The sequence below is a fragment of the Enterobacter sp. MGH 4 genome, assembly GCF_000534735.1.
GTDB lineage: Bacteria > Pseudomonadota > Gammaproteobacteria > Enterobacterales > Enterobacteriaceae > Enterobacter > Enterobacter intestinihominis.
In genome coordinates this window covers 204,522-228,104 of record NZ_KI973296.1, presented here as the reverse complement: position 1 = coordinate 228,104, position 23,583 = coordinate 204,522, and the positions used below count along the sequence as shown (strand labels likewise).

Below are 23,583 nucleotides of genomic sequence, written 5' to 3'. Positions count from 1 at the left end.
GTAACTTCTTTGCCCGGTGTGTGATGCCGGGCTTTTTTATTTTGCACGGCCTACCTTTACTCCGCTTTACACACTCGCTCCTCTCTATGCTCTACAGTGTTTTTGCTGCCGCCTTTCGCGCAGCCTTAGCCCTTTTTGCTATTGGAGAGCTTGCATGTTAACCCGACGATTGTCCTGCCTGGCGCTGTTGATGGCGCTGGCCTCCCCCGCAATGGCCGCGGATGCCCCCACCTACGGCGAGAAGCTGGAAGGTTTTGACTACGGCTGGCCGGTAAAACACTTTACCTTTACCTCGCAGAACCAGCCTCTGGATATGGCTTACCTGGACGTGAAACCGGAAAAACCCAACGGCCGCACCGTGGTGTTGATGCACGGCAAAAACTTCTGCGCTGGCACCTGGGACGGCACTATCCGCGCGCTGTCGGCCGGTGGGTATCGCGTGATCGCCCCTGACCAGATTGGTTTTTGTAAATCCACCAAGCCGGAGCATTACCAGTACACCTTCCAGCAGCTGGCGGATAACACCCACGCGCTGCTGAAAACGCTGGGCGTCGAGCGCGTGACGGTTATAGGACATTCGACCGGCGGCATGCTGGCAACCCGCTATGCGTTGATGTGGCCGCAGCAGGTGGAGCAGCTGGTGATGGTGAACCCGATTGGTCTGGAAGACTGGAAAGCGCGCGGCGTGCCGCATATTACGGTCGACCAGTGGTACCAGCGCGAGCTGAAAGTTAGCGCCGACGGTATTCGTCAGTACGAGAAAAATACCTACTACGCCGGGGAGTGGAAGCCGGAGTACGAGCGCTGGGTCACTATGCTCGCCGGGCTGAACAACGGGCCGGGCAAAGCTCACGTGGCGTGGAACTCGGCGCTGCTCTACGACATGATTTATACCCAGCCGGTTGTCTATGAATTTAGCGAGCTGAAGATGCCGGTATTATTGATGATCGGCACGAAGGACAATACCGCCATCGGGAAAGATCTCGCCCCACCGGAGATCCGCAAGACGCTCGGCAATTACGCGGTGCTGGGCAAAGAGACGGCGGAGCGCATTCCGCACGCGACGCTGGTCGAGTTTAACGACATGGGCCACGCGCCGCAGATGCAGGATCCTGAACGTTTCCACGACGCGCTGCTGAAAGGGCTTCAGGCGCGCTGACGGGTCTTCAGCAACAGCCCGCGCAGCCACGCCTGCGCGGGATTGCTTTCATCGCAATTATCCAGCTTTTTTCGGTTCACTATTCTGGCCGTTCCCGCTGTTGACGCGCTGCGTTTCCCGCTATGATGGGCGGCTAGTCTAAGGAGAACGCATGGTCTGGATAATGCTGGCAACGCTTGCCGTGGTATTTGTGGTTGGATTTCGTGTCCTTACCTCAGACTCCCGCCGCGCCATCAAACGTTTAAGCGAGCGGCTGGGCATCACCCCGATGCCGGTCGAGTCGATGATCGATCAGTTCGGTAAAACGCCGGGCAATGAGTTTATCCGCTACCTTGAGCGCCCCGACGAGGCACATCTGCAAAATGCGGCGCAGGTGCTGCTCATCTGGCAGGTCTGCATTGTCGACGGCAGTGAAGAGAATCTGCATACCTGGCACCGTATGCTGCGTAAAGCCCGCCTTGCCGCACCCATTACCGATGCGCAAATTCGACTGGCACTTGGCTTTATGCGCGAAATGGAGCCCGATCCGCAGGAGCTGAACGCCTTCCAGCTGCGCTATAACCAGCTATTTCTGCCGGAAGAAGGTGTGTTTTATCTGCACTGATCCCCTCTAAAACCACAATAGTTGTCAAATCGTTAAATTCGTCACACTTTTGATGATAAACTGCGCGACTTTTCCGCACGTTTTTATCTCAGGTGATGCCATGACAGAACATATCCAGCCCACGACTCCGCCGCAGGCCAAAGAGGTGTCTCGCCCCAACTGGTCGGCGGTTTTCTCCGTGGCATTTTGCGTCGCCTGCCTGATCACCGTTGAGTTTCTGCCGGTCAGCCTGCTGACGCCGATGGCGCAGGATCTGGGCATTTCCGAAGGCGTGGCGGGGCAGTCCGTTACCGTCACCGCCTTTGTGGCGATGTTCGCCAGCCTGTTTATCACCCAGGCGATTGGCACCATTGACCGTCGTAAAGTGGTCATCCTGTTCAGCGTGCTGCTGACGCTCTCCTGCCTGCTGGTCTCTTTCGCTGAAAGCTTCACCCTGCTGCTGCTGGGTCGCGCCTGCCTGGGGCTGGGGTTAGGCGGCTTCTGGGCGATGTCGGCCTCGCTGACCATGCGCCTGGTGCCCGCGCGCACCGTGCCAAAAGCGCTGTCCGTTATCTTCGGCGCGGTCTCTATTGCGCTGGTGATTGCCGCGCCGCTGGGCAGCTTCCTTGGTGGGATTATCGGCTGGCGTAACGTCTTTAACGCGGCGGCAGTGATGGGCGTGCTGTGCATTATCTGGGTGTGGAAAGCGCTACCGTCTCTGCCGGGTGAAGCGGCGCACCACAAACAGAACATGTTCGCGCTGCTCAAGCGTCCGGGCGTGCTGGCGGGGATGACCGCCATCTTCATGGCCTTTGCCGGGCAGTTTGCCTTCTTTACCTATATTCGCCCGGTGTATATGACCATGGCGGGCTTTGACGTGGATGGCCTGACGCTGGTGCTGCTGAGCTTCGGTATCGCCAGCTTCGTCGGTACCTCACTGTCGTCTCAGTTCCTGAAGCGCTCCCTGAAGGTGGCGCTGGCGGGTGCGCCGCTGGTGCTGGCGATCAGTGCCGCGGTGCTGGTGCTGTGGGGCAGCGACAAGTGGGTCGCATCGGCGATTGCGATTGTCTGGGGCTTTGCCTTTGCGCTGGTGCCGGTGGGCTGGTCGACGTGGATCACCCGCTCGCTTGCCGATCAGGCGGAAAAAGCCGGGTCGATTCAGGTGGCGGTGATCCAGCTGGCGAACACCTGCGGCGCTGCGGTGGGCGGCGTAGCGCTCGACCATCTGGGGCTGACGTCACCGCTGGTGATCTCCGGTACGCTGATGCTGCTGACCGCGCTGCTGGTGGCGGGGAAGGTGAAGGCGAAGTAGTCAATTCTCCCCTCACCCTAACCCTCTCCCCATAGGGGTGAGGGGACTGCTCGGTGCTGTCTTTTCACCCTCGCCCCTTTGGGGAGAGGGCCGGGGTGAGGGCATCAGGCTACGCCGATGCCTTAACCCTTCTGCGTGAATCCATCGAAATCAGCACCACCGACGACACAATCAGCAGCGTTCCCAGCCAGTCCGGCAGGGTGAATGCCACCCCCAGCAAAACCACCGACAACAGCGCGCTGCTCAGGGGTTCGGCGCAGCTCAAAATGCTTGCCTTCGGCCCGCCGATCATCTGCGCGCCCTTCAGATACAGGCTGAACGTCAGCGCGGTGCCAATCACCACCAGGTAGAAAAACGCCAGCAGCAGGCCGCCGTCAATGGCGAAGGTGGTGCCGCGTCCGGCGTAGAACGGCGTCAGCATTAGTCCCGCAATCAACATACTCCAGCCGACAATCGGCAGCGTGCCGTAGCGGGCGATAAGCGTTGATGGATAGGTGGTGTAAAACGCCGCGGCAAACGCCGAGGCGATACCGAAGAACAGTGCGGCAGGCGAGATGGAGAGCGACGTCGGATCGCCGTGGGTCACCAGCAGGAAGGTACCCACAAGCGATGTCAAAATCGCGGATAAGACAAATATGCCGGGACGCGTTTTCCGCGCCAGGGCGAACCACGCCACGATGATGGTTGGCGACAGGAACTGAAGCACGGTGGCCGTCGCAGCGTTGGATTTTTCAATCGTCAGCAGGAAGGTGAGCTGCACGGTGAGCGCGCCAACCAGTGAGAAAAACAGCAGGCTGAGGGCGTCTTTGCGGTTTTTGATGACCGAGAAAATCTTGTCGCCGTGAACGAAGGAGAGCGTCAGCAGGATCACGCCGGTAAACAGCAGACGAACCATGGTCAGGTAAGGCGAAGAAATGTGGCTTTTCTCCATGATGTACTGCGCGCAAACCCCGGAACTGCCCCATAAAACGGCGGCGATCAGGACGTTGAGCATCCCTTTGCGTGTGGAACCCATGTTCTCCCCTGTTATGTTGTCGTTAATTGGCCAACAGCATAGCATGGTTGTGTGCGGCCTGATGCCCTCACCCCGGCCCTCTCCCACGGGGAGAGGGGGAAAACCGTAGGCCGGGTAAGCGTAGCGCCACCCGGCATGTTGTTGACCTTAGAACCACGCCTCCCACATCGCGCCGACGTTGAAGTCGTCCAGCGTCTCATCTTTGGTGTTGTTCACGCGCGCGGTGCGTTCGTTGTCCACTTTGCCGCCGGTCACGTAGAAGCGCAGCATCGGACGGAACTCTGGCCCCATGGCGATAGACATGTTCTGCGACAGGGTCAGCTTCCAGCCCTTGTTGTCGCCGCCGTTGTCGTAATCTACGTGCTGCCAGCCCGCTTCCAGCCAGGTGGAGTGAACGTCGTTCCACCAGTGCATCGGGCGCACGATGGCGTTGTAGTTCTTACGGTTATCGGTGTCATCACGGCTGTTGTCATAGTCGTGGAAGGCGAGGATGTACTCCACCTGCGTGGCCTGGGTGAATTTATACAGCCCTTCGAAGCTGGCGTAGACCGTGGTCAGGTCTTCGGTTTTATTGAACACGCTGTTGTCCGAATTATCGGAGTAGCGGGCGATCACCTTGTTCACACCGCTGTCGTTGGTGTGGCTCAGCACCACGCCGCCCTGCCAGGCGTTCAGACGTTCGTCGCTCTCAACGGCTTTGGAGTCAAAACCGTAGTTGGCGTACAGCTCCAGGTCGATCGGGCCGAGCTTCATGCCGTGGATTTTTGAGGTGGCAGCGTAGTTGCCCTTGTCACCCGTGCCGGAACCGCCGGTACAGGTGATGCGCGACGGGTTGGCTTCATCTTCCATCACTTCCGGGCTACAGGATTCCACCGCCGCCACGGCAGCCACGTCGAACTGCACGCCGCCGATGTCGAAGTTCTTCACCCCGGCGCCCTGGCCATCGTGGTTCATCCAGAAGTAATCGTTGATGCCCTGCTGCGGACGCTGGTGGAAGTCACGACCGGCCCAAAAGTAGGCGTTCGGGTTGGAGGCCATAATGTTGGTCACCCCGGCGTAGGCTTTTTTGAGGTTAACTTCGTCGCCCCAGTGGTCGATCATCACGTTGATGTCCCAGATGGCGCCGTTATCACCCTTGAAGGCCTTGGAGAGCTGGAATTCCCCGCCGTTGCCTTCGTTACCCAGACGACCAATCGCGGACGCGCCGTTGTAGGAGCCGTCCACCGCCACATACTTCTGGTCAGCGGCCTGGAAGTGCGCGCCGTAGCGGGCGTAGCCGGTAAATTTGATGCCAAACGGAATCGCCATGTCCGGGGATTGCGCTGCGCTCTGCGGCTCGGTGATGACGTCCGCTTTTTTCGCGACCGCCGCATCCATTTTCGCCTGACGCTCGGCCAGGGCTTTATCCACCGCTTTCGCCACAATGGCGTCAATTTGCTCCTGCGTAAATTCTTGCGCGAGCACGGAAATTGGACAAAGCGCGGCGATAACCGCCATGGTTAATGGAAGTTTTTTAATCGTATTCATGGTTATCTCAATATAGTTTAATTTTATTCAGACAATAACCATCCCGCTCCGATCTGACAGAATATGTCGCTATCATCAGAACAAGTGGATTTCTAGTTTTAGGTACAGAGGTATTACATTAAATTATTTCGCCATAGACTATCTCTGATATAAATGAATAATCTCTTCAGATAATTCACGCGCTAATAGCGAATTCATTAAATGATCCTGCGCGTGCACCATAATTAAGGTCATCGGCTGGCGGGCTTCGCCCGCGTCCTGCTCGATCAGTTTGGTCTGCATCTTGTGTGCCTGGCGCGCGTAGCCATCGGCTTCACGCAGCAGGCTTTTGGCTTCGTCAAGGTTGCCCTGGCGCGCCGCATGCAGCGCTTCGAAGCACAGGCTGCGGGACTGACCGGCGTTGACGATAATTTCCATTACGGCTTCTTCTAATGCGATCATCATTTTTACTCTTTATCAAAGCAATTATTTAAGGCGGTAGCGGCAAACCACTCTCCGCTTTTTTTAATGGTGCGCTGCTGCGTCTCCAAATCGAGCTGAATAAAACCGTAGCGGTTTTTATAGGCATTGCACCACGACCAGTTATCAATAAACGTCCACATATGGTAGCCAAGGCAATTGCAGCCTTCGCTAATACCTTTATGCAGCCACGCTAAATGCTCAGAAATAAATTCGATGCGGTACCGATCGTTTATCTGACCGTTTTCAATAAAGCGCTGCTCGTTTTCGACACCCATCCCGTTTTCAGAAATAAAACAGCGGGGGTTACCGTAATTGTCGCGCAGGTTAACCAGAATATCGTAAATACCCGGCTCGTAGATTTCCCAGCCGCGGTACGGGTTCATCTTACGGCCCGGCATCTCGTAGCTATCAAAGAACCACTCCGGCATAAACGGCGCCTGCGGGTTCACCGCGCTGTCGCGACACTTCACGCGGCGCGGTTGATAGTAGTTAACGCCGAGCAGGTCGATTTTCCCTTCCGCAATCAGGAAACCGTCTTCCGGCTTGCAGGCGGGTAGCTGATCGTAAGATTTCAGCAATGCCACCAGGTCGGCCGGATACTCCCCGCGCAGCACCGGGTCGAGGAAGCTGCGGTTAAACATCAGATCCGCGATATGCGCCGCCTTCACGTCCGCCGGGTTCTGCGAACGCGGGTATGACGGCGTCAGGTTCAGCACGATGCCGATCTCCCCCGCGTAATGCCCGGCGCGGTAAGCCTGAACGGCCTTCGCATGGGCCAGCACCGTGTGATATGCCACGGTCGCCGCCCGACGAAAATCCACCACGTTCGGGTAATGGAAATCGTACAGATAACCGCCTTCCACCGGCACGATCGGCTCGTTGAAGGTAAACCAGTGCAGCACGCGGTCGCCAAACAGCTCGAAGCAGATCTGCGCATAGCGGGCGTAGGCGTCCACTACGTCACGGTTTTCCCAGCCGCCGATCTCCTGCATCGCCATCGGCATGTCGAAATGGAACAGGGTGATAAACGGCGTGATGCCCTGTTCATTCAGCTCATCAATGACCTGATTATAAAAATCGACCGCGTCCGGGTTCACTTCACCGATACCGTCGGGGATCAGGCGCGCCCAGCTAATCGAGGTGCGAAAGCTGTTGTGGTTCAGCTGCTTCAACAGCTGAATGTCCGTTTTCCAGTGCTGATAAAACGTGGAGGTATGCTGCGGTCCCACGCCGTTGTGAAAACGGTTCGGCTCGCGGGAAAACCAGTAGTCCCACGTGGTTTCACCCTCTCGTGTCCCTTCCGTCTGGAGAGCGGAGCTTGCGCTGCCCCACCAGAAGTTATCGGGAAATGCGTATTTCATGACCCTTCCTCTTTGACTTAATTGCTAACTGTTTCAGCGGTGCCGACGGTTGCCTGGGCTTTCTGCTCTTCATTTTTGATGAGCGTACGCTCATAGGCGCGCAGGAATGGCAGGTACATCAGGGCGGACATCACCATGCAGACCAGGCACATCACCACCGGGCTGAGCGCCCAGTTCGCCGCCCACGAGGCGCCAATCGGCGCGGGCGTGGTCCACGGGGTTAACGAAACCACCTGGGCCAGCCAGCCGAGTTTGGTTGCGCCGTACGCCAGGCAGGCATTGACCAGCGGAACAAACACGAACGGGATAAACAGCATCGGGTTCATGATGATCGGCGCGCCGAACAGAATCGGTTCGTTGATGTTAAAGAAGCTTGGCACAACGCCCATTTTGCCGATGGTGCGCAGGTGAGTGGCGCGGCTGCGCAGCAGCAGGAACGCCAGCGGCAGGGTCGAGCCTACGCCGCCAATCAGCAGGTAGTGATCCCAGAAACCTTGCAGATAAACGTGCGGCAGCGCCGCGCCCGCCGCCAGCGCCGCCTGGTTTGCAGAGAGGTTCGCCATCCAGAACGGGTTCATGATGCCGGTGACAATCAGCGACCCGTGGATACCGGCAAACCAGAAGATCTGGCACAGCAGAACGGAGAGCAGAATCGCGGGCAGCGAGTCAGACGCGGACACCAGCGGCTCCAGCAGGTGCATAATCGCCTGCGGGAAGATCATCCCGGTCTGCGCTTCAATGAACAGGTTCAGCGGATGCAGGGTACCAATCACCACCATCACCGGGATCAGGATCTCAAACGAACGCGCCACGCCGGTCGGCACCTCTTTCGGCAGGCGGATGGTGACGTTGTTCTGCTTCAGCCACGCGTACACACGGGTGGAGTAGATCGCGGTGATAAGAGCAGTGAAGATGCCCTGACCCGACAGATACTGCGTCGAAATTTTGCCGTCGGCATACGGCGCGGCGACCAGCAGGAAGGCCATAAAGGCCAGCAGACCGGACATCACCGGATCGAGGTTAAACTGACGCCCCAGGCTCGCCCCAATCCCCACCGAGATGAAGAAGGTCATCACGCCCATGCTGAGGTTAAAGGGCAGCATCAGCTGTTCGCGGTAGGTCTCGGAGAAATCCAGCCAGCCGCGGGCGAAGCTGTTGGTGGTATCCGCCGAAAACGGCGGGAAGATAAACACCAGCATAAACGAGCCGATGATCATAAACGGCAGCGCGGCGGTAAAGCCGTCGCGGATGGCAATCACATACTTTTGCTGACCGAGCTTCGCGGCCAGCGGCGTAATTGACTGTTCAATCACCGCGACCATGGATTGATATAACGAACTCATGTGAACACCTTTTAGTGTGCCGCTTCGATGAGCGACAGAGCATAGTCCAGTACTTTATCGCCACGCTGCATGCCGTAATCCATCATGTCGATGGGCTGCACCGGTATGCCTTGCGTCGCTGCCTTGTCTGAGAGCGTCTTTAACATATATTTCACTTGCGGTCCGAGAAGCACCACCTGATAGTGCGGAAACTGCGTATCAAATTCGGATACGCCATACGCATCTATCTTCACGGGCAAGCCCCGTTCTTTTGCAACATCGATCATTTTGCTGACCAGCAGGCTGGTGGACATCCCGGCAGAGCAGCACAGCATAATCTTGAACATCGACGACCATCCTCAAAATGTAAAAAGTTATTGCGATGATGATTGGACATGATACGGAAACCGGTTTCCATTCATAAAAGACAGAAGTGTGACAACCATCAATATCCACTACTTATGACGCTAATTAACCGGATGTGGGTCACATAATTTGGCTGTTTTGACATCAAATTGAGTGGAAACGGAAAATCGGTTTCCATGGAAAACGGAAACGGATATACTCCGTTCTGGCTATAATGTGAGCCGTAGCGGTGATGGAAATTACAGACGCCAGTTGCGTCTGACAGGGGAGAGAGATGTCTACAATCAACGATGTATCGCGTCTGGCCGGGGTGTCCAAAGCCACGGTATCACGGGTGTTGAGCGGGTCGCGTGGCGTTAAAGAAGCCAGCCGACAGGCTGTTCTGAGAGCGGTGGATGAGCTGAACTATCGTCCCAACGTGATCGCCCAGTCGCTGCTCAGCCAGTCGACGGGCTGCATTGGGGTGATTTGCGCGCAGGAGAACATTAACCAGACCACCGGTTACCTGTACGCGCTGGAAAAACACCTCAGCCAGCATCAAAAACATCTGCTGCTGCGTTTCGCACACACGAAAACAGAAGTGATGAACGCCCTTGAAGAACTCTCCTGCGGCTTATGTGATGACATTCTGGTGATTGGCGCGCGTTTCCCGCTAGACGTGGACATGGACAACGTCATTCTGGTCGACTGTATGGAAGCCGATAACGCCAACAGCATTCAGTTCGATCACGCGTTCGCGGCTGAAACGGCCTGCAACTATCTCACCAGCCAGGGGCGTCGCCAGATAGCACTGATCCACCCGCACGGCAGCGGCTTTGCCGATCAGGTGCTGCTGGGTTACAAACATGCGCTGGAGAAAAACTTCCTGCCCTTTAATCGCAACCTCGTGTTTATGGACGCGACTTCATCGTCCGTTGCGCTTCAGGAATTACTCAACAACGCGTCCACGCTGAACTTCAACGCGCTGCTGGTGGCAGACGAGCAGGAAGCCCAGCGGGTGATCCCGCAGTTACAGGCGTTTAATAAATCGGTACCGGAAGACATCATGGTCTTCAGCCTCGGCGGTTCGCTGCATCTCCCGGGTATTCCGGTGATCCCGGCCATTGAGTATTCCATGGACGCCATGGCGGCGCGCATCGTGAGCTGGCTGACGGCGAAAACGCAGATGCTGGGGTCGTACGTGCTGCGTGGGGATTTGATTATTCCGGATGTGCGGAAGCGTTAAACATGTGATGTAGGCCGGGTAAGGCGCAGCCGCCACCCGGCGCTCAACCCTCAGTAATCTTCCATACAATCCACCTGACTTACTGCATCCCAGTAGGCGTCCAGGTTGTCACGCTTCACGGCGGTGATGGCATTTTTGATCAGCAGCTGATTGGCCTCAGACGACAAAATCATCGCCTGCCAGGCCTTATCGCTCTGCTTTTTCTGCGGGGTACAGGTTTTCTTCACATCTTTCAGGACCTGCTGTTTTATCTGGGCCTCTTTCTCCGGAGCGCTCTTCTCCTGCGCGTGAACAAACGCAGCGAAAATCAGGCAAACGAGCAGGCAAACCAGGTGTGCAGATTTCATTGAGACCTCCGGTAAAGTCACAGGCTTTCCCTGAAATGTATCGTTACATTCAGGCAGGCGATTCCAGCCGAAAGTATGAATTTACTTTTCACCTGGTATGAGAATCGCCCTCTCAGGCCGTTACTGAACCCCTCCACCCAGCGATTGCCACAGCGTGATGCGGTTTTCCAGGTCGGTTTGCTGCAAGGCAATCAGTGATTCCTGTGCCGACCACAGCGATCGCTGCGCGGTGAGCACCGTCAGATAATCGCCTGCGCCAGCCTTGTAACTGCGCGTCGCCACATCCAGCGTTTTTTGCTCCGCCGCCACGTATTCACGCTGGGCATCAAGCTGTTCGCTCAACGTTTCGCGCCGCGCCAGCGCGTCGGCCACGTCCTTAAACGCGCTCTGGATGGTCTTCTCATAGGTCGCAATTAACCCTTTTTTCTCCGCTTCCGCATAGCGCAGCTGCGCCATATTGTTGCCCCCGCTAAACAGCGGCAGGGTGATGGACGGCGCGAACGACCAGACCTTCATGCCGTGGCTGAACAGGGATGACAGCGAATCGCTGCCGACGCCCGCGCTGGCGGTCAGTGAAATGGTCGGGAAGAAGTTGGCGCGTGCCGCGCCGATGTTGGCGTTAGCGCTCAGCAGGTTATGTTCCGCCTCCTGAATGTCCGGGCGACGCAGCAGCGCGCTGGAGCTGACGCCCGCCGGGATCAGCGTGATGGCGTTATCGCTCAGGCTCTCCAGCGTGCCGGGCAGCAGGTTCTCGGGCACCGTATCGCCCGCCAGCAGGTTAAGGGCGTTTTTGTCCTGCATCACCAGCGTCTGGTAGCTCGCCACGCTGGCGCGCGCCTGCTGGTAAACCGCCATCGCTTCACTGACGTCCGTGGCCGCTGCCACACCTACTTCCTGCTGACGTTTAACGATTTTGAGCGAGTTCGCGGCGCTCTCCAGGGTGGATTTCGCCAGCGCCAGATTGCTGTTATCCGCCGCCAGCGTCACCCAGGCCGTGGTCAGCTCGCTGACCATCGTCAGGCGCGTGTTCTGCGCGGTGAACTCGCTGGCAAGCCAGGTTTCACGCGCGGCGCGCGACAGGCTCTGGTTGCGGCCAAACAGATCCAGTTCGAAGCTGGAGACCGTGCCGTTGGCTTCGTCGCTCGTCGCGACGCCGCTCGCCAGCGTGCGGCTGCGGGTGTGGCTCAGTTCCGCGTCCACCGTCGGGAACAGGGACGAGCGCGTTTCGCCATACTGGGCACGGGCGGCGTCGATATCCGCAATCGCTTTTTGCACGTCGCGGTTGCTGTTGAGCGCCATCGTCACCACGCTTTTCAGCCGCGCATCATTCATCACCTGCTGCCACTGGTTCACCACGGCGCTGGCTTCGCCGTGCGCGCCGGGCAGTGTGGCCGGAACGGGCGCGTCCGGGCGCTGATACGTGGGATCTAATGACACACAGCCTGCGCTCAGCAGTGCTAACGCTAAAACAGTTACACGAAACATTATGACCTCCGGTTTGCGTGCTTACCGGAGAACAGACGTTTCACCAGTACAAAGAATAAAGGAACAAAGAAGATAGCCAGCAGCGTCGCGGCCAGCGTCCCGCCGATAATGCCGGTGCCGATCGCCACGCGGCTGTTGGCCCCCGCGCCGGTGGCAATCGCCAGCGGCGTCACGCCTGCGATAAACGCCAGCGAGGTCATGATGATCGGACGCAGACGCGTCTGGGCGGCCCGCAGGGCGGCGCGCGTCAGTGAGTAGCCTTCGGCCACTTTGGCTTCGGCAAACTCGACAATCAGAATGGCGTTCTTCGACGACAGACCGATGGTGGTCAGCAGCGCCACCTGGAAATAGACATCGTTGCTCAGGCCGCGCAGGGAGGCGGCAATGGCCGCGCCCAGCACCCCAAGCGGGATCACGAGGATCACCGAAATGGGCACCGACCAGCTCTCATACAGTGCCGCCAGGCACAGGAACACCACGAGGATGGAGAGGGCATAAAGGCTCATCGCCTGACCGCTCGCCAGTTTTTCCTGCAACGACAAACCGCTCCACGCCCAGGTGCTGCCGGACGGCAGGTTATTCGCCAGCTGCTCCATTTTGCTCATCGCCGTACCGGAGCTGGCGCCGCTGGCGTTCTCGCCCTGAATTTCATACGCCGCCGAGCCGTTGTAGCGCACCAGGCTTTCCGGGCCATACTCCCAGCGGGTAGTGGCGAAGGCGGAGAATGGGGTCATAGTGCTGTCGCTGCCGCGCACATACCATTTGTTGAGATCCGACGGTACCGCGCGATAGTCGCTGTCGCCCTGGATGTAGACCTTTTTCACGCGGCCACGGTCAATGAAGTCGTTCACGTAGGTGCCGCCCCAGGCGCTGGACAGGGTGTCGGTGACGTCGCTCAGGGAGAGCCCCAGCGACACGGCTTTGTTGTTATCGATATCCACCTGAAGCTGCGGCATCTGCGGCAGATCGTTGGCGCGCACGGCGTGCAGCGAGCTGTCCTGATTCGCTTCGCCAATCAGCTGGTTACGCAGTTTCAGCAGCGCGTCGCGGTCGGTGCCGCCGCTCGCCATCAGCTCAAAGGTAAAGCCGTTGCTCTGGCCCAGACCGTCCACTGCCGGCGGTGTCATCGCAAAGATGGTGGCATCGCGGATGGCGCTCAGCTCCTGCGTGGCGCGCAGGGCAATGGCCTGCGCGGTGTTTTCCTCGCCTTTACGCTCTGACCAGTTTTTCAGGGAGACGAACGCCATCCCGGCGTTCTGGCCGCTGCCGCTGAAGCTGAAACCTTCGACGGTAAAGATCACGTCGGTATTAGCTTTCTCTTTGGTGAGGAACCACTCGCGTACCTGGCGGCTTACCTCTGCGGTACGCACCGCGGTTGCACCGGCAGGGAGGGTGTACTGCACCATGATTTCACCCTGGTCTTCGGTTGGCAGGAAGCTGCCCGGCAGTTTCAGCATGGCGAACCCCATCGCGCCGCAGAGCAGGGCGAAGATCACCAGCATGCCGCCGGAACGGCGCAGGGCGCGCAGAACCTTATTCTGATAGCCGTGCTCGGTCTTACTGTAGAAGCGGTTAAACGCGCCGAAGAAGCCCTTTTTGTGCGGAGCGGTGTGATTCAGGATCGAGCCGCACAGCGCGGGCGTCAGGGTCAGCGCCACCACTACGGAGAGGAACATCGCCGAAATAATGGTGACCGAGAACTGACGGTAAATGACCCCGGTAGAGCCGCCGAAGAAGGCCATCGGCAGGAATACCGCAGAGAGCACCAGCGCAATGGCGATCAGCGCGCCGGAAATTTCGCCCATCGATTTTTCGGTCGCTTCCCGGGCGGGCAGCCCTTCGTCGCGCATAATACGCTCGACGTTTTCCACCACCACGATGGCGTCATCCACCAAAAGTCCTATCGCCAGCACCATGGCAAACAGCGTCAGGGTGTTGATGGAGTAACCGAACAGCGCCAGTACGCCGAAGGTGCCCAGCAGCACCACCGGCACCGCCAGCGCCGGGATCAGCGTTGCGCGGATGTTTTGCAGAAACAGGTACATCACCACCACCACGAGGATAATGGCTTCGAACAGGGTCTGAATCACGTCCTCAACGGAGATCTTGATGAACTCGGTGCTGTCTTTCGGGTAGGCCACGTCGTAGCCTTCCGGCATCGACTTTTTGAACTCGGCAATCTTGTCTTTTACCGCCGTGGCGGTGTTAAGCGCGTTGGCGCCCGGCGAGAGCATCACCGCCATACCCGCCGCCGGGTGGCCGTTCAGCTTCGCGGTGGCGGTGTAATCTTCGCTGCCCATCTCCACGCGCGCGACGTCGCTGATGCGCACCACCGCACCGTTGGACTGGCTCTTGACGATGATTTTTTTGAACTCATCGACCGTTTGCAGACGCGACTGAGCGCGAACGGTGGCGGTCAGCTGTTGGGCGTTCGACGAGGGCAGCGCGCCGATTTTACCGGCGGAGACCTGGACGTTCTGCGCTTCAATCGCGCTCTGCACGTCGGAGGGCATCAGCGAGTACGACGCCAGCTTAGCCGGGTCGAGCCAGATGCGCATCGCGTATTCTGCACCGAACACCTGCAGGCTGCCGACGCCATCCACGCGCGCCAGCGGATCCTGCATATTACTCACCAGCCAGTCGGCGATATCCGAGCTGCTGGCGGTATCGGTTTTGTCATACACGCCCATGATCAGCAGGAAGTTGCTCTGGGATTTTTCGACGGTGATCCCGGACTGCTGCACCTCGGTCGGCAGGCGTGATTCCGCCTGCTGGACTTTGTTCTGCACCTGTACCTGAGCGGTGTCCGGATCGGTTCCCTGTTCAAACGTGACGTTGATGCTCACCGAACCGTCCGAGCTGCTGGTGGAGGTGAAGTAGAGCAGGTTATCCAGCCCGGTGAGCTGCTGCTCGATCACCTGCGTCACGCTGTTCTCCAGCGTTTGTGCGGAGGCGCCGGTGTAGGTGGCGGATATTTTGATCGACGGCGGGGCAACGTCCGGGTACTGCGCAACGGGCAGCGTGCGGATCGCCAGTATCCCGGCGAGCATGATGAGAATGGCGATAACCCAGGCAAAGACCGGGCGACGCACGAAGAAACGGGAAAACATCAGGCGTTTCCTCCGTTGGTTTTCATCTCTTCAGCTTTCACTTCCTGCCCGGCGGTGACTTTGTCGGTGCCTTCCACAATCAGCTTATCGCCCGCCTTCAGGCCATTCAGCACCAGCCATTTATCGCCGTAGGTGTCGCCCGTTTCCAGCTGACGCTGCTCGACCTTGTTGCTGGCGTTCACCACCAGCGCGGTGGCGGTACCTTTGGCGTCGCGGGTGATGCCCTGCTGCGGCGCGAGGATCGCGTCATTCATGATGCCTTCATCCACTCGGGCGCGGACGAACATGCCCGGCAGAAGCTGATGCTGCGGGTTCGGGAAGACGGCGCGCAGGGTGACTGAGCCGGTAGACTCATCCACCGCCACTTCGGTTAACGCCAGCTGGCCTTTTTCGCTGTAGCTGCTGCCGTCTTCGAGGATCAACGACACGTTCAGCGTATCGCTGTTGCTGGCGAGGGTTTGCTTGCGTAATCGCAGCAGATCGGCGCTGGAACGGGTTAAATCGACGTACATACTGTCCAGCCCGCGAATAGTGGCCAGCGCGGTATCCTGCTGGGCGGTCACCAGCGCGCCGGGGGTCACAGAGGAGATGCCGATACGTCCGGCAATCGGCGCGGTGACGGTGGTCCAGTTGAGGTTAATGCGGGCACTTTCCAGCGCGGCTTTCTTTGACTCGACGCTGGCCTTGTCCTGCGCGCAGGTGGACTTCGCGTCTTCCGCATCCTGACGTGATACGCCGTCATCCTTAACCAGCTGCGCATAGCGCCGGGCTTTCTGGCAGTCGGCCTGCACCAGCGCCTGCGCCTGTTTCAGTGCGGCGGCAGCTTCATCATAAGCGGCGCGGTAGCTGGAAGGATCGATCTGATACAGCGCCTGCCCGGCCTTGACCGTATCGCCTTCGGTGAAGAGCCGTTTCTGAATAATGCCGCCCACCTGAGGGCGCACTTCGGCGCTCATCGCGGCGGCGGTGCGGCCGGTCAGCTCGCTGACCACGGACACCGGCTGGCTCATGAGTGTGACAATCCCCACTTCCGGAAGAGGACGCTGGGGAGCAGATGTTTGCGCATTATCGCACCCTGTCAGGAGGAGTAATGCTGCGATGGAGGTTGTTATGGTTTTCATAATCTTTTTCCAGGGTGAACGAAGCCTGCCCTGTTAATCGCTTAACAGGGAGGATGGCTAATTAAAAGCACAGCGATCCCGCATCTCTGGCAGAGCCAGAAATGAAAAAAGGGAAATTACTTATTTCCGCTAATTATTCACATGCGATTACTTCGCAGAGAAAAGCATATTTAAAATATTCTGGTAAATGGGCTCTAATTGTTCTGACGGTACTTTTAAAGGCGTGAGTCGACGGTAAATCGTGCCTTCGATCATCACGGCGGTAATCTCCACGCAGCAGCGAATATGCTCATCGCTCAGGTGGGGGAACTGCTTTTTCAGGTGCTCACAGGCGTTGGCGAACATGCGGGCTTCGGCTTCGATCAGCATGTTTGCCACCAGCGGATTACGTGTGGCCTCTGCGGACATTTCGAGCATTAGCGCGTCATCATCTTCGTTCAGCGTCTGGCGCCAGGCAAGCGCCTGCGGCATCCCTTCAACCAGGGTTTTGCCCTGCATCTCCTCAATACGTGAGTCGATAATGCGCCGGATCATCTCTTCAATGATCGCGTCTTTGTTACTGAAATAGCGATAGATTTGTCCGACGCTGAGCCTGGCTTCGCTGGCGATCTGCGACATGCTGGCAGCGTGAAATCCACTGGCGCGAAAGCAGCGGCGCGCGGCGGTGATGATTTCGTCCTGCCGTAGTTTTTGTCGTTCTTCCAGCTTTGTGCTCATCGTCGGCTACCGTAAAAAGTGAGAATGATCGTTCTCATTATACGTTTTCGGAGCCTATTGGAAAGGTTTTTTTTATTTACATATTGAATGAATATTTCCTTGTTTAAACAATGGAGGAAATAAGGAGTTTTTATGAAGGTTAAGCTGTGAGATATTCAGATTGCGCTGAAAATAAGGAGAGATTTATGCACCTGAGCATTACAGATAAAGTCACGGCTGAAGAAAAAGAAGAATTATTAACGGGGCTAAGAGCCTATAACGCGCAGTATTTAGATCTGGCGACGTTTAGTGGCGATATTGGCGTATATGTGCGGGACGACAACGGCGTCATGCTGGGCGGGTTAATCGGCGTACGTAAAGGCGACTGGCTGAATATCGACTTTCTGTGGGTCAGCGACAGGGTGCGGGGAACGGGCGTCGGCAGCCAGCTGATCAAAAAGGCTGAAGAGGAGGCCCGTCGTAAAGGGTGTCGTCACGCGCTGGTGGATACGGTCAGCTTTCAGGCGCGTCCGTTCTATGAAAAACAGGGTTATCAGGTGCAGATGTCCTTACAGGATTACCCTTATCAGGGAATGCAGAGACACTATCTGACCAGGGATCTTTAACCACCGATCCCGTTGCCGATCACGGCTAACACGTGGCGCACAACGATCTCCGGCGAGAGGGCATTAAGCCTCTCGTCATTGCGCATGCGAGAGAACGGCACCAGCACCAGGCTCAGCAGCGTCGTGAACAGCAGTTCGGGGGCTAGCGCCGGATTCAGCTTTCCTTCCTGCTGCCAGCCTTTGATGGTTGCCAGCGTGGTGTGATATTTCTCATCGCCAAAGCGCTCCTGCAAATGCGTACGCAGTACCGGCATCTCGCCGATCACCTCCTGCATCCACAGCGGGGCAAACCAGCGATACTTTTCCGCCAGTTCGGCCAGCACCCTGACCATTTCCGTCAGGGCATCCACCGGCGAATCCCGGTTGTCGGCGAAAATTGCCCCGATCCGCTCACGTAACGGCAGGAAGCGCTCCTCAATCATCGCATCCAGTAACTGTTCTCTGGAGTTGAAGTAGTAGTGCAGCATGGCGGGCGTCACGCCGGCTTCTCGGGCAATAGCGTTCAACGACGTATTGGCGATCCCCTGGCGGGAGAAGAGGTTCAGGGCGATGTCCAGCAGCTGTTCGCGGCTGGCGGTAACGCGCTTGCCGCCGCGCGGACGTCCGGGGCGGCGGGGTTCAGAATTGTCTTTTAGTGCTGGCACGGTCACGCTGTCTCTTGATCTTATCCATAACTTACCTGCATATTAATTATTCGATTAATTAATTTCAAGCGATCTCTTATGGAGTCTGACGTAATGACTCAACCTGCGAAAAAGGCGCCGTCGATTAAGCTGCTGTTCAGCGCACTCCTGCTGGTGATGCTGCTCTCGGCGCTGGATCAGACCATTGTCTCCACCGCGCTGCCGACCATCGTCGGCGAGCTGGGCGGGCTGGATAAGCTCTCGTGGGTGGTAACGGCCTATATCCTCAGTTCGACCATCGTGGTGCCGCTGTACGGCAAATTCGGCGATCTGTTTGGCCGAAAAATCGTTCTGCAAATCGCGATTGTGCTGTTTCTTGTAGGGTCCGCGCTGTGCGGTCTGGCGCAGAACATGACCCAGCTGGTGCTGATGCGCGCCCTGCAAGGGCTGGGGGGCGGCGGTCTGATGGTGATCAGCATGGCTGCCGTGGCGGACGTGATCCCGCCTGCCGATCGGGGTCGCTATCAGGGGCTGTTTGGCGGCGTGTTTGGCCTGGCGACGGTGATAGGCCCGCTGATCGGCGGGTTTATCGTTCAGCATGCATCCTGGCGCTGGATTTTCTACATCAACCTGCCGCTGGGGCTGTTTGCGCTGCTGGTGATTGGCGCGGTATTCCACGGCAGCGCGCGGCGCAGCAAGCATGAGATTGATTACCTGGGGGCGATTTACCTCAGCATGGCGCTGCTGTGCATCATTCTGTTTACCACCGAGGGCGGTACGATCCGCCAATGGAACGACCCGCAGCTGTGGTGCATTCTGGCCTTCGGCCTGACGGGGATCGCCGGGTTTATTTACGAAGAGCGGCTGGCGTGGGAGCCGATTATCCCGCTGTCGCTCTTCCGCGACCGCAGCTTCCTGCTCTGTAGCCTGATTGGCTTTATCATCGGCATGTCCCTGTTTGGCTCGGTAACGTTCCTGCCGCTCTATTTACAGGTGGTGAAAGACGCCACGCCAACGCAGGCCGGCTTGCAGCTGATCCCCCTGATGGGCGGGCTGTTGCTCACCTCCATCATCAGCGGGCGCATCATCAGCCGCACCGGGAAATACCGCCTGTTCCCGATCCTCGGCACGCTGCTCGGCGTGGTGGGGATGGCGTTACTGACGCGCATTTCAATCACCTCCCCAACCTGGCAGCTGTACCTGTTTACCGGCGTGCTGGGCATGGGGCTGGGACTGGTGATGCAGGTGCTGGTGCTGGCGGTGCAGAACAGCGTGTCAGCCGATCAATACGGCGTAGCGACCTCTGGGGTGACGCTGTTCCGTTCCATTGGCGGGGCGATTGGCGTTGCGCTGTTTGGCGCGGTGTTCACCCATATTCTGCAATCAGGGCTGATCGACAGGCTGCCGGAAGGGGCGGAACTGCCGCGCGAACTTAATCCCGTTGCCATTCACCATCTGCCTGATGCCCTGCGTCTGGACTATCTGGATGCGTTCGGCTCGGCTATCCATGCGGTGTTTATGCTGGCGGCGGGGATTATGGTGCTGGCGTTTGTGCTGTCGTGGTTTTTGCGCGAAGCGCCGCTGCGTCGGCAGGCGTGAGGTTAGCGGTTCTGCTTGCGCCTGGACTACCGTAGCCTGATGCCCATCGCCCGGTGGCGCTACGCTTACCGGGCCTACACTTCGCCCGTTACGTAGGCCGGGTAAGCGCAGCGCCACCCGGCAACAGGCCGCATATAACTTAACCGTCTTACTGATTCCTTTTCGTTTTTTAGCCTGCCGTCTCGTTGTCGATATAGTCTTCAAAACCACTGTCGAAAGGAACTGTCTCGTGAAATTTCAGTTGAGTGCTCTGGTGCTCGCGGCCCTGCTGCTGGCAGGTTGCGATCAAGGCGGCAATGATGCCAAACACATTAAAGTCGGCGTGATTAATGGCGCTGAGCAGGACGTGGCGGAAGTCGCCAAAAAGGTGGCAAAAGAGAAATACGGTCTGGATGTTGAGCTGGTGGGCTTTAGCGGCTCGCTGCTACCCAACGATGCCACCAACCAGGGCGAACTGGACGCTAACGTCTTCCAGCATCGCCCGTTCCTTGCACAAGATAACAAGGCGCACAACTACACGCTGGTCGCCGTGGCCACTACCTTCGTCTTCCCGATGGCGGGTTACTCCCGAAAGATTAAATCGGTGTCTGAGCTGAAGGATGGCGCAACCATTGCGATTCCAAACGATCCCACCAACCTCGGCCGCGCGCTGTTGCTGCTGCAAAAAGAGAAGCTGATTACCCTTAAACCGGATGTGGGCCTGCTGCCGACGGCGCTGGATATTACCGCGAATCCCAAAAACGTACAGATTATGGAGCTGGAAGGGGCGCAGCTGCCGCGCGTGCTGGACGATCCGAAAGTGGATGTGGCCATCATCAGTACCACCTATCTTCAGCAAACGGGGCTGTCTCCGGTACATGACAGCGTCTTTATTGAGGACAAAAACTCGCCTTACGTGAATATAGTGGTCACGCGAGAAGACAACAAAGACGCCGAAAACGTGAAGGAATTTATCCAGTCCTATCAGTCGCCGGAAGTGGCGAAAGCGGCAGAGACCATTTTTAACGGCGGTGCGGTGCCGGGCTGGTAGGCCACGGTAAGCTGGCCCTCACAGCGTTACGCGGGCATCGGTGCGGCTTTCGGGCCACAGAAAACCCTGGCCAGACTGTGCGCCAGACGTGCGGGCGCGCGCCAGATCCCGCGAATTCTCGATGCCTTCGATAAGAATTGATTGCGCGATACCTGCCCTGACCTCCTGCACAAACGGGGCAAGCGGCGCTCGCTCGCGCAGCGCTGAGCGGTCAATTTTTACCCCATCCAGCGGCAGCGCAAGCCGCGCGAACGCCTCAGCCAACTCCCGGGTTAAATCGTCCAGCCAGATTTGCCATCCCGCCTCTTTTAACCGAACAAGCGTGGCATGAAGACGATGTTGCTCAGCCTTACTCAGCCGTGTGATGGTGAGAGGATCCTGAATTTCAATCGTTAACCGCTGCTGATGGCGTAACGCCAGCAACAACCGGATAGCGCGTTCGTCGAGAAGGTGCTCTGCCGGAAGGTTTAGCCAGTAAGCGTCCCGGGCGGGTATCTGTAACAGGGTGTTGGCCTGCCAGAAGAAGATTTGCAGCGCGCTGCGCGAAGGCAGAGAAGCAAACAATATCTCCAGATTGACGTTATGGATCTCCACGAGAACTTCATGCGCGAACATCTGGCCCGAATGAAGATCGACAAGCGGCTGGAATCGCAGCCCTGAGATACGTTGCAACAGGGGAGAGGGAAGAACGGTATACATGGAACAGCCTTCAGGAAATGAAAAAAAGGTTCCCGCGGACACGGGAACAAAAGGCAAACGACACACGGTCAAATTCTTAATTCAGGATCCAGCGAATGCTCTGGTAAAACGAGGGGCCACGCACGGCCTTAAGCTTGTTCATGGCGTTGTTTTTATAAAAGTAAACCAGCCTGACGTTACACCCCAGCTGACGGGCGATTTGCTTGGTTTTGAGATTACAGGAATAGCCGCGCAATACGCTGGCCTCCTCGCTGGACAGCCTCGCCGGGGTGCGTAAGCGGGTAGTCATGCCTACGTTGTAACGACCAGACTCTTGCGGCGTCTGGCTCATCAGTATTTGCCACAGCGCTTTGATATCCCCCAGGGAGACTCTTTTGCTGATTACCCCATCAACATGTTTGAATTTCAAATAGCCAGCGGATAACGAATAGATATAGATCTTCGCCGTCACTTGTTTCTGTTTAATACAGAGAATGTCGTCATTCGTCGTCACCCGGAAATGACGCGTATTCAACGGATCATAAATGATGATATCAAAGAGTTGTTCACTCATAGCAAGTTCTTCGATATGGGTAAACCCATGGAAAATAACGTCGTGTTTTTCATCAGGCTCACGCTTTCCGAGCGATTGCAGGCCAATCATCGTGAATTCGCAGCTGTCAACAACGGCAACGTGAATTGTTTTTTTATTTTGCATTGGCATTCTCCTTTCGCTGAGTAAACAGTCCATATAAGAGAACATATAAGAGAAAATGGCGGTTCGCACTCTCTTATTAAAAGAATGGCGAGCACTTTTTAAATAACGCGATGCGATGGCATCAATGTAAGCCAATACAAACCGTCGAGTAAAGCTGATGCCAATTATTAGAGGAAGATAAAATTGAAAAATGGTTTTAATGGTATATGCAATTGTTTTAATCTTCTAATAATATTCATGCCAGATTTTTATTCTGTGAATGGGCGATTAATAAGCATCAGAAGGTTGATTGATGGGGTTTATCCACCGTTTTTTCAGTGGTTTACTGTTATTCCTGAAAGAAAAATTGTGATCGCGGCAGGGTTATCGACAAGGCTTTATCTGCAAGAGGAAACGGCGTGCAGAATAAAATAGAATTTTTTCTATAAATTTAATGTCCTTGTTCAGATTTTTAAGCCTGAGAAGGATAAAATCCTGGCGCGAAGAGGTTGTGAGTGGTGAGTACATAAACTATTATCATTTTCCTCCGGTCACGAGAATTTAGAAAAGACATGAATAATACTGAACGTATCGTAAGGGTAATGGTGTTTTACGAAATAAATATATTTAAAGAGATAATATTCCGGGCGCTCCATGATCTTTTACCCGATTACGTACTGAACATTACTCAGGTCGATTCCACTGAACAGGCGCTGGCGGCGGTCGCGGATAATAACGTGGATGTTTTCTTCACTGAATTTAATTATCTGCTTAATCATAAAGAGTGGAGTGCGGAGGTCAGCAGCCGTTTTACATCTTTATGTAAAACCCATCACGTCAGGCGTGTTCTGTTGGTGCCCGAGCTGCCTTACGGGCTGTTAAAAAAAGTTCTGGAGATGAAATTTGAATTAACCATCAGTCAGCAGGATGAATTGACTGAACTGAAAAAGGAATTACCCGCGTTGCTCATGGCGGACGGGCAAACACCGTCGATCTCTTCGTGGCTCAGGCGGGTAATGCGGTCCGGTTCCCGGGCGCGCTCCATCCTCTCGGCCAGAGAGTGGGAGGTGCTCCATCTTATCGTGGAAGGATTTTCAACGACGGAGATTGCCCGTCATCGAAACCGTTCGGTCAGTACCATTGCGACGCAGAAGCACAATGCGATGAAAAAGCTGAATCTTTCCAACCACAGCGAACTGATTAAGTATGTGCAAGCGGTTGGAAAGATGGAGAAATAGC

General features: G+C 56.7%; 22 protein-coding genes. 8 read left to right on the top strand and 14 right to left on the bottom strand.

Features of this window, described 5'->3' with window-relative positions; all coding sequences use genetic code 11:
• Window positions 1-154 precede the first annotated feature (154 nt).
• The 3 genes from L350_RS03355 to nepI all read left to right on the top strand — a co-directional run bounded on the left by L350_RS03355 (window position 155) and on the right by nepI (window position 3,054).
• Window positions 155-1,159: an alpha/beta fold hydrolase gene (locus L350_RS03355; protein ID WP_032626668.1), complete on the top strand. Its 1,005-nt coding sequence runs from the start codon at window positions 155-157 to the stop codon at window positions 1,157-1,159.
• A 151-nt stretch (window positions 1,160-1,310) separates the two neighbouring features.
• Window positions 1,311-1,763 carry a DUF1198 domain-containing protein gene (locus L350_RS03360; protein ID WP_014830062.1) on the top strand — a complete coding sequence of 151 codons (453 nt, stop codon included), beginning with the start codon at window positions 1,311-1,313 and terminating at the stop codon, window positions 1,761-1,763.
• Window positions 1,764-1,863: 100 nt separating this feature from the next.
• Window positions 1,864-3,054, top strand: a complete 1,191-nt coding sequence (gene nepI, locus L350_RS03365; protein WP_023298972.1) for a purine ribonucleoside efflux pump NepI — start codon at window positions 1,864-1,866, stop codon at window positions 3,052-3,054.
• A 109-nt stretch (window positions 3,055-3,163) separates the two neighbouring features.
• Here the strand turns inward: nepI and L350_RS03370 are convergent, their stop codons facing one another.
• The 6 genes from L350_RS03370 to L350_RS03395 all read right to left on the bottom strand — a co-directional run bounded on the left by L350_RS03370 (window position 3,164) and on the right by L350_RS03395 (window position 9,088).
• A complete protein-coding gene (locus tag L350_RS03370) occupies window positions 3,164-4,069 on the bottom strand; it encodes an EamA family transporter (protein WP_023305152.1) in 906 nt (301 codons plus the stop codon).
• A 147-nt stretch (window positions 4,070-4,216) separates the two neighbouring features.
• Entirely contained in the window at window positions 4,217-5,596 is a 1,380-nt protein-coding gene (locus L350_RS03375; protein ID WP_022646562.1) for a carbohydrate porin, read from the bottom strand.
• 138 nt (window positions 5,597-5,734) lie between these two features.
• On the bottom strand, window positions 5,735-6,037 hold the full coding sequence (locus L350_RS03380; RefSeq protein ID WP_014168006.1) for a PTS lactose/cellobiose transporter subunit IIA: 303 nt from the start codon (window positions 6,035-6,037) through the stop codon (window positions 5,735-5,737).
• A 5-nt stretch (window positions 6,038-6,042) separates the two neighbouring features.
• The gene (locus L350_RS03385) at window positions 6,043-7,419 is read right to left on the bottom strand and encodes a glycoside hydrolase family 1 protein (protein ID WP_022646564.1); all 1,377 of its coding nucleotides are present in this window, start codon (window positions 7,417-7,419) and stop codon (window positions 6,043-6,045) included.
• Between the two features lie 17 nt (window positions 7,420-7,436).
• Window positions 7,437-8,762, bottom strand: a complete 1,326-nt coding sequence (locus L350_RS03390; protein ID WP_032626666.1) for a PTS sugar transporter subunit IIC — start codon at window positions 8,760-8,762, stop codon at window positions 7,437-7,439.
• A gap of 11 nt (window positions 8,763-8,773) precedes the next feature.
• Window positions 8,774-9,088 carry a PTS sugar transporter subunit IIB gene (locus L350_RS03395; RefSeq protein WP_003861034.1) on the bottom strand — a complete coding sequence of 105 codons (315 nt, stop codon included), beginning with the start codon at window positions 9,086-9,088 and terminating at the stop codon, window positions 8,774-8,776.
• 293 nt (window positions 9,089-9,381) lie between these two features.
• Here L350_RS03395 and L350_RS03400 point away from each other — a divergent pair, with 293 nt between their 5' ends.
• Window positions 9,382-10,332, top strand: coding sequence for a LacI family DNA-binding transcriptional regulator (locus tag L350_RS03400; RefSeq protein WP_022646566.1), 951 nt, complete (start codon window positions 9,382-9,384; stop codon window positions 10,330-10,332).
• 50 nt (window positions 10,333-10,382) lie between these two features.
• On the opposite strand, the gene L350_RS03405 is transcribed toward L350_RS03400, so the two are convergent.
• The 5 genes from L350_RS03405 to L350_RS03425 form a co-directional block, all read right to left on the bottom strand.
• Window positions 10,383-10,679, bottom strand: coding sequence for a YicS family protein (locus L350_RS03405; protein WP_003861030.1), 297 nt, complete (start codon window positions 10,677-10,679; stop codon window positions 10,383-10,385).
• Between the two features lie 120 nt (window positions 10,680-10,799).
• Window positions 10,800-12,164 carry an efflux transporter outer membrane subunit gene (locus L350_RS03410; protein WP_023298975.1) on the bottom strand — a complete coding sequence of 455 codons (1,365 nt, stop codon included), beginning with the start codon at window positions 12,162-12,164 and terminating at the stop codon, window positions 10,800-10,802.
• The gene (locus L350_RS03415; protein ID WP_032626664.1) at window positions 12,164-15,274 is read right to left on the bottom strand and encodes an efflux RND transporter permease subunit; all 3,111 of its coding nucleotides are present in this window, start codon (window positions 15,272-15,274) and stop codon (window positions 12,164-12,166) included. Before L350_RS03415 ends, L350_RS03410 begins: the two co-directional genes overlap by 1 nt.
• Window positions 15,274-16,395, bottom strand: a complete 1,122-nt coding sequence (locus L350_RS03420; protein ID WP_032626660.1) for an efflux RND transporter periplasmic adaptor subunit — start codon at window positions 16,393-16,395, stop codon at window positions 15,274-15,276. The genes L350_RS03415 and L350_RS03420 overlap by 1 nt, the downstream gene beginning before the upstream one ends.
• 147 nt (window positions 16,396-16,542) lie before the next feature.
• Window positions 16,543-17,112 (bottom strand): TetR/AcrR family transcriptional regulator, encoded by a 570-nt coding sequence (locus L350_RS03425; protein WP_022646570.1) that lies wholly within the window; start codon window positions 17,110-17,112, stop codon window positions 16,543-16,545.
• Window positions 17,113-17,297: 185 nt separating this feature from the next.
• Here L350_RS03425 and L350_RS03430 point away from each other — a divergent pair, with 185 nt between their 5' ends.
• On the top strand, window positions 17,298-17,717 hold the full coding sequence (locus tag L350_RS03430) for a GNAT family N-acetyltransferase (protein WP_023298978.1): 420 nt from the start codon (window positions 17,298-17,300) through the stop codon (window positions 17,715-17,717).
• On the opposite strand, the gene L350_RS03435 is transcribed toward L350_RS03430, so the two are convergent.
• On the bottom strand, window positions 17,714-18,361 hold the full coding sequence (locus L350_RS03435; protein WP_032622106.1) for a TetR/AcrR family transcriptional regulator: 648 nt from the start codon (window positions 18,359-18,361) through the stop codon (window positions 17,714-17,716). The two genes, L350_RS03430 and L350_RS03435, sit on opposite strands and share 4 nt — an antisense overlap.
• 78 nt (window positions 18,362-18,439) lie before the next feature.
• Between L350_RS03435 and L350_RS03440 the strand changes: the two genes are divergently transcribed.
• Together L350_RS03440 and nlpA are read left to right on the top strand one after the other, a co-directional pair.
• The gene (locus L350_RS03440; protein ID WP_032626657.1) at window positions 18,440-19,939 is read left to right on the top strand and encodes an MDR family MFS transporter; all 1,500 of its coding nucleotides are present in this window, start codon (window positions 18,440-18,442) and stop codon (window positions 19,937-19,939) included.
• A 229-nt stretch (window positions 19,940-20,168) separates the two neighbouring features.
• Complete coding sequence (gene nlpA / locus L350_RS03445) at window positions 20,169-20,969, top strand: lipoprotein NlpA (RefSeq protein ID WP_032626655.1); 801 nt, start codon at window positions 20,169-20,171, stop codon at window positions 20,967-20,969.
• A gap of 18 nt (window positions 20,970-20,987) precedes the next feature.
• On the opposite strand, the gene L350_RS03450 is transcribed toward nlpA, so the two are convergent.
• The gene (locus tag L350_RS03450; RefSeq protein WP_022646575.1) at window positions 20,988-21,668 is read right to left on the bottom strand and encodes an EAL domain-containing protein; all 681 of its coding nucleotides are present in this window, start codon (window positions 21,666-21,668) and stop codon (window positions 20,988-20,990) included.
• 76 nt (window positions 21,669-21,744) lie between these two features.
• Window positions 21,745-22,365, bottom strand: a complete 621-nt coding sequence (locus L350_RS03455) for a LuxR C-terminal-related transcriptional regulator (protein WP_015570093.1) — start codon at window positions 22,363-22,365, stop codon at window positions 21,745-21,747.
• A gap of 581 nt (window positions 22,366-22,946) precedes the next feature.
• Here L350_RS03455 and L350_RS03460 point away from each other — a divergent pair.
• On the top strand, window positions 22,947-23,582 hold the full coding sequence (locus tag L350_RS03460; protein ID WP_032626652.1) for a LuxR C-terminal-related transcriptional regulator: 636 nt from the start codon (window positions 22,947-22,949) through the stop codon (window positions 23,580-23,582).
• Window position 23,583 lies beyond the last annotated feature (1 nt).

Excerpts from the sequence above, each read along its gene's own strand:
- nepI (WP_023298972.1), top strand. The coding sequence starts at position 1,864 with ATGACAGAACATATCCAGCCCACGACTCCGCCGCAGGCCAAAGAGGTG.
- L350_RS03370 (WP_023305152.1), bottom strand. The coding sequence starts at position 4,069 with ATGGGTTCCACACGCAAAGGGATGCTCAACGTCCTGATCGCCGCCGTT.
- L350_RS03355 (WP_032626668.1), top strand. The coding sequence starts at position 155 with ATGTTAACCCGACGATTGTCCTGCCTGGCGCTGTTGATGGCGCTGGCC.
- L350_RS03410 (WP_023298975.1), bottom strand. The coding sequence starts at position 12,164 with ATGTTTCGTGTAACTGTTTTAGCGTTAGCACTGCTGAGCGCAGGCTGT.
- L350_RS03460 (WP_032626652.1), top strand. The coding sequence starts at position 22,947 with ATGGTGTTTTACGAAATAAATATATTTAAAGAGATAATATTCCGGGCG.
- L350_RS03360 (WP_014830062.1), top strand. The coding sequence starts at position 1,311 with ATGGTCTGGATAATGCTGGCAACGCTTGCCGTGGTATTTGTGGTTGGA.
- L350_RS03390 (WP_032626666.1), bottom strand. The coding sequence starts at position 8,762 with ATGAGTTCGTTATATCAATCCATGGTCGCGGTGATTGAACAGTCAATT.
- L350_RS03415 (WP_032626664.1), bottom strand. The coding sequence starts at position 15,274 with ATGTTTTCCCGTTTCTTCGTGCGTCGCCCGGTCTTTGCCTGGGTTATC.
- L350_RS03395 (WP_003861034.1), bottom strand. The coding sequence starts at position 9,088 with ATGTTCAAGATTATGCTGTGCTGCTCTGCCGGGATGTCCACCAGCCTG.
- L350_RS03425 (WP_022646570.1), bottom strand. The coding sequence starts at position 17,112 with ATGAGCACAAAGCTGGAAGAACGACAAAAACTACGGCAGGACGAAATC.
- L350_RS03375 (WP_022646562.1), bottom strand. The coding sequence starts at position 5,596 with ATGAATACGATTAAAAAACTTCCATTAACCATGGCGGTTATCGCCGCG.
- L350_RS03385 (WP_022646564.1), bottom strand. The coding sequence starts at position 7,419 with ATGAAATACGCATTTCCCGATAACTTCTGGTGGGGCAGCGCAAGCTCC.
- L350_RS03400 (WP_022646566.1), top strand. The coding sequence starts at position 9,382 with ATGTCTACAATCAACGATGTATCGCGTCTGGCCGGGGTGTCCAAAGCC.
- L350_RS03430 (WP_023298978.1), top strand. The coding sequence starts at position 17,298 with ATGCACCTGAGCATTACAGATAAAGTCACGGCTGAAGAAAAAGAAGAA.
- L350_RS03455 (WP_015570093.1), bottom strand. The coding sequence starts at position 22,365 with ATGCAAAATAAAAAAACAATTCACGTTGCCGTTGTTGACAGCTGCGAA.
- L350_RS03440 (WP_032626657.1), top strand. The coding sequence starts at position 18,440 with ATGGAGTCTGACGTAATGACTCAACCTGCGAAAAAGGCGCCGTCGATT.
- L350_RS03380 (WP_014168006.1), bottom strand. The coding sequence starts at position 6,037 with ATGATCGCATTAGAAGAAGCCGTAATGGAAATTATCGTCAACGCCGGT.
- L350_RS03420 (WP_032626660.1), bottom strand. The coding sequence starts at position 16,395 with ATGAAAACCATAACAACCTCCATCGCAGCATTACTCCTCCTGACAGGG.
- L350_RS03450 (WP_022646575.1), bottom strand. The coding sequence starts at position 21,668 with ATGTATACCGTTCTTCCCTCTCCCCTGTTGCAACGTATCTCAGGGCTG.
- L350_RS03405 (WP_003861030.1), bottom strand. The coding sequence starts at position 10,679 with ATGAAATCTGCACACCTGGTTTGCCTGCTCGTTTGCCTGATTTTCGCT.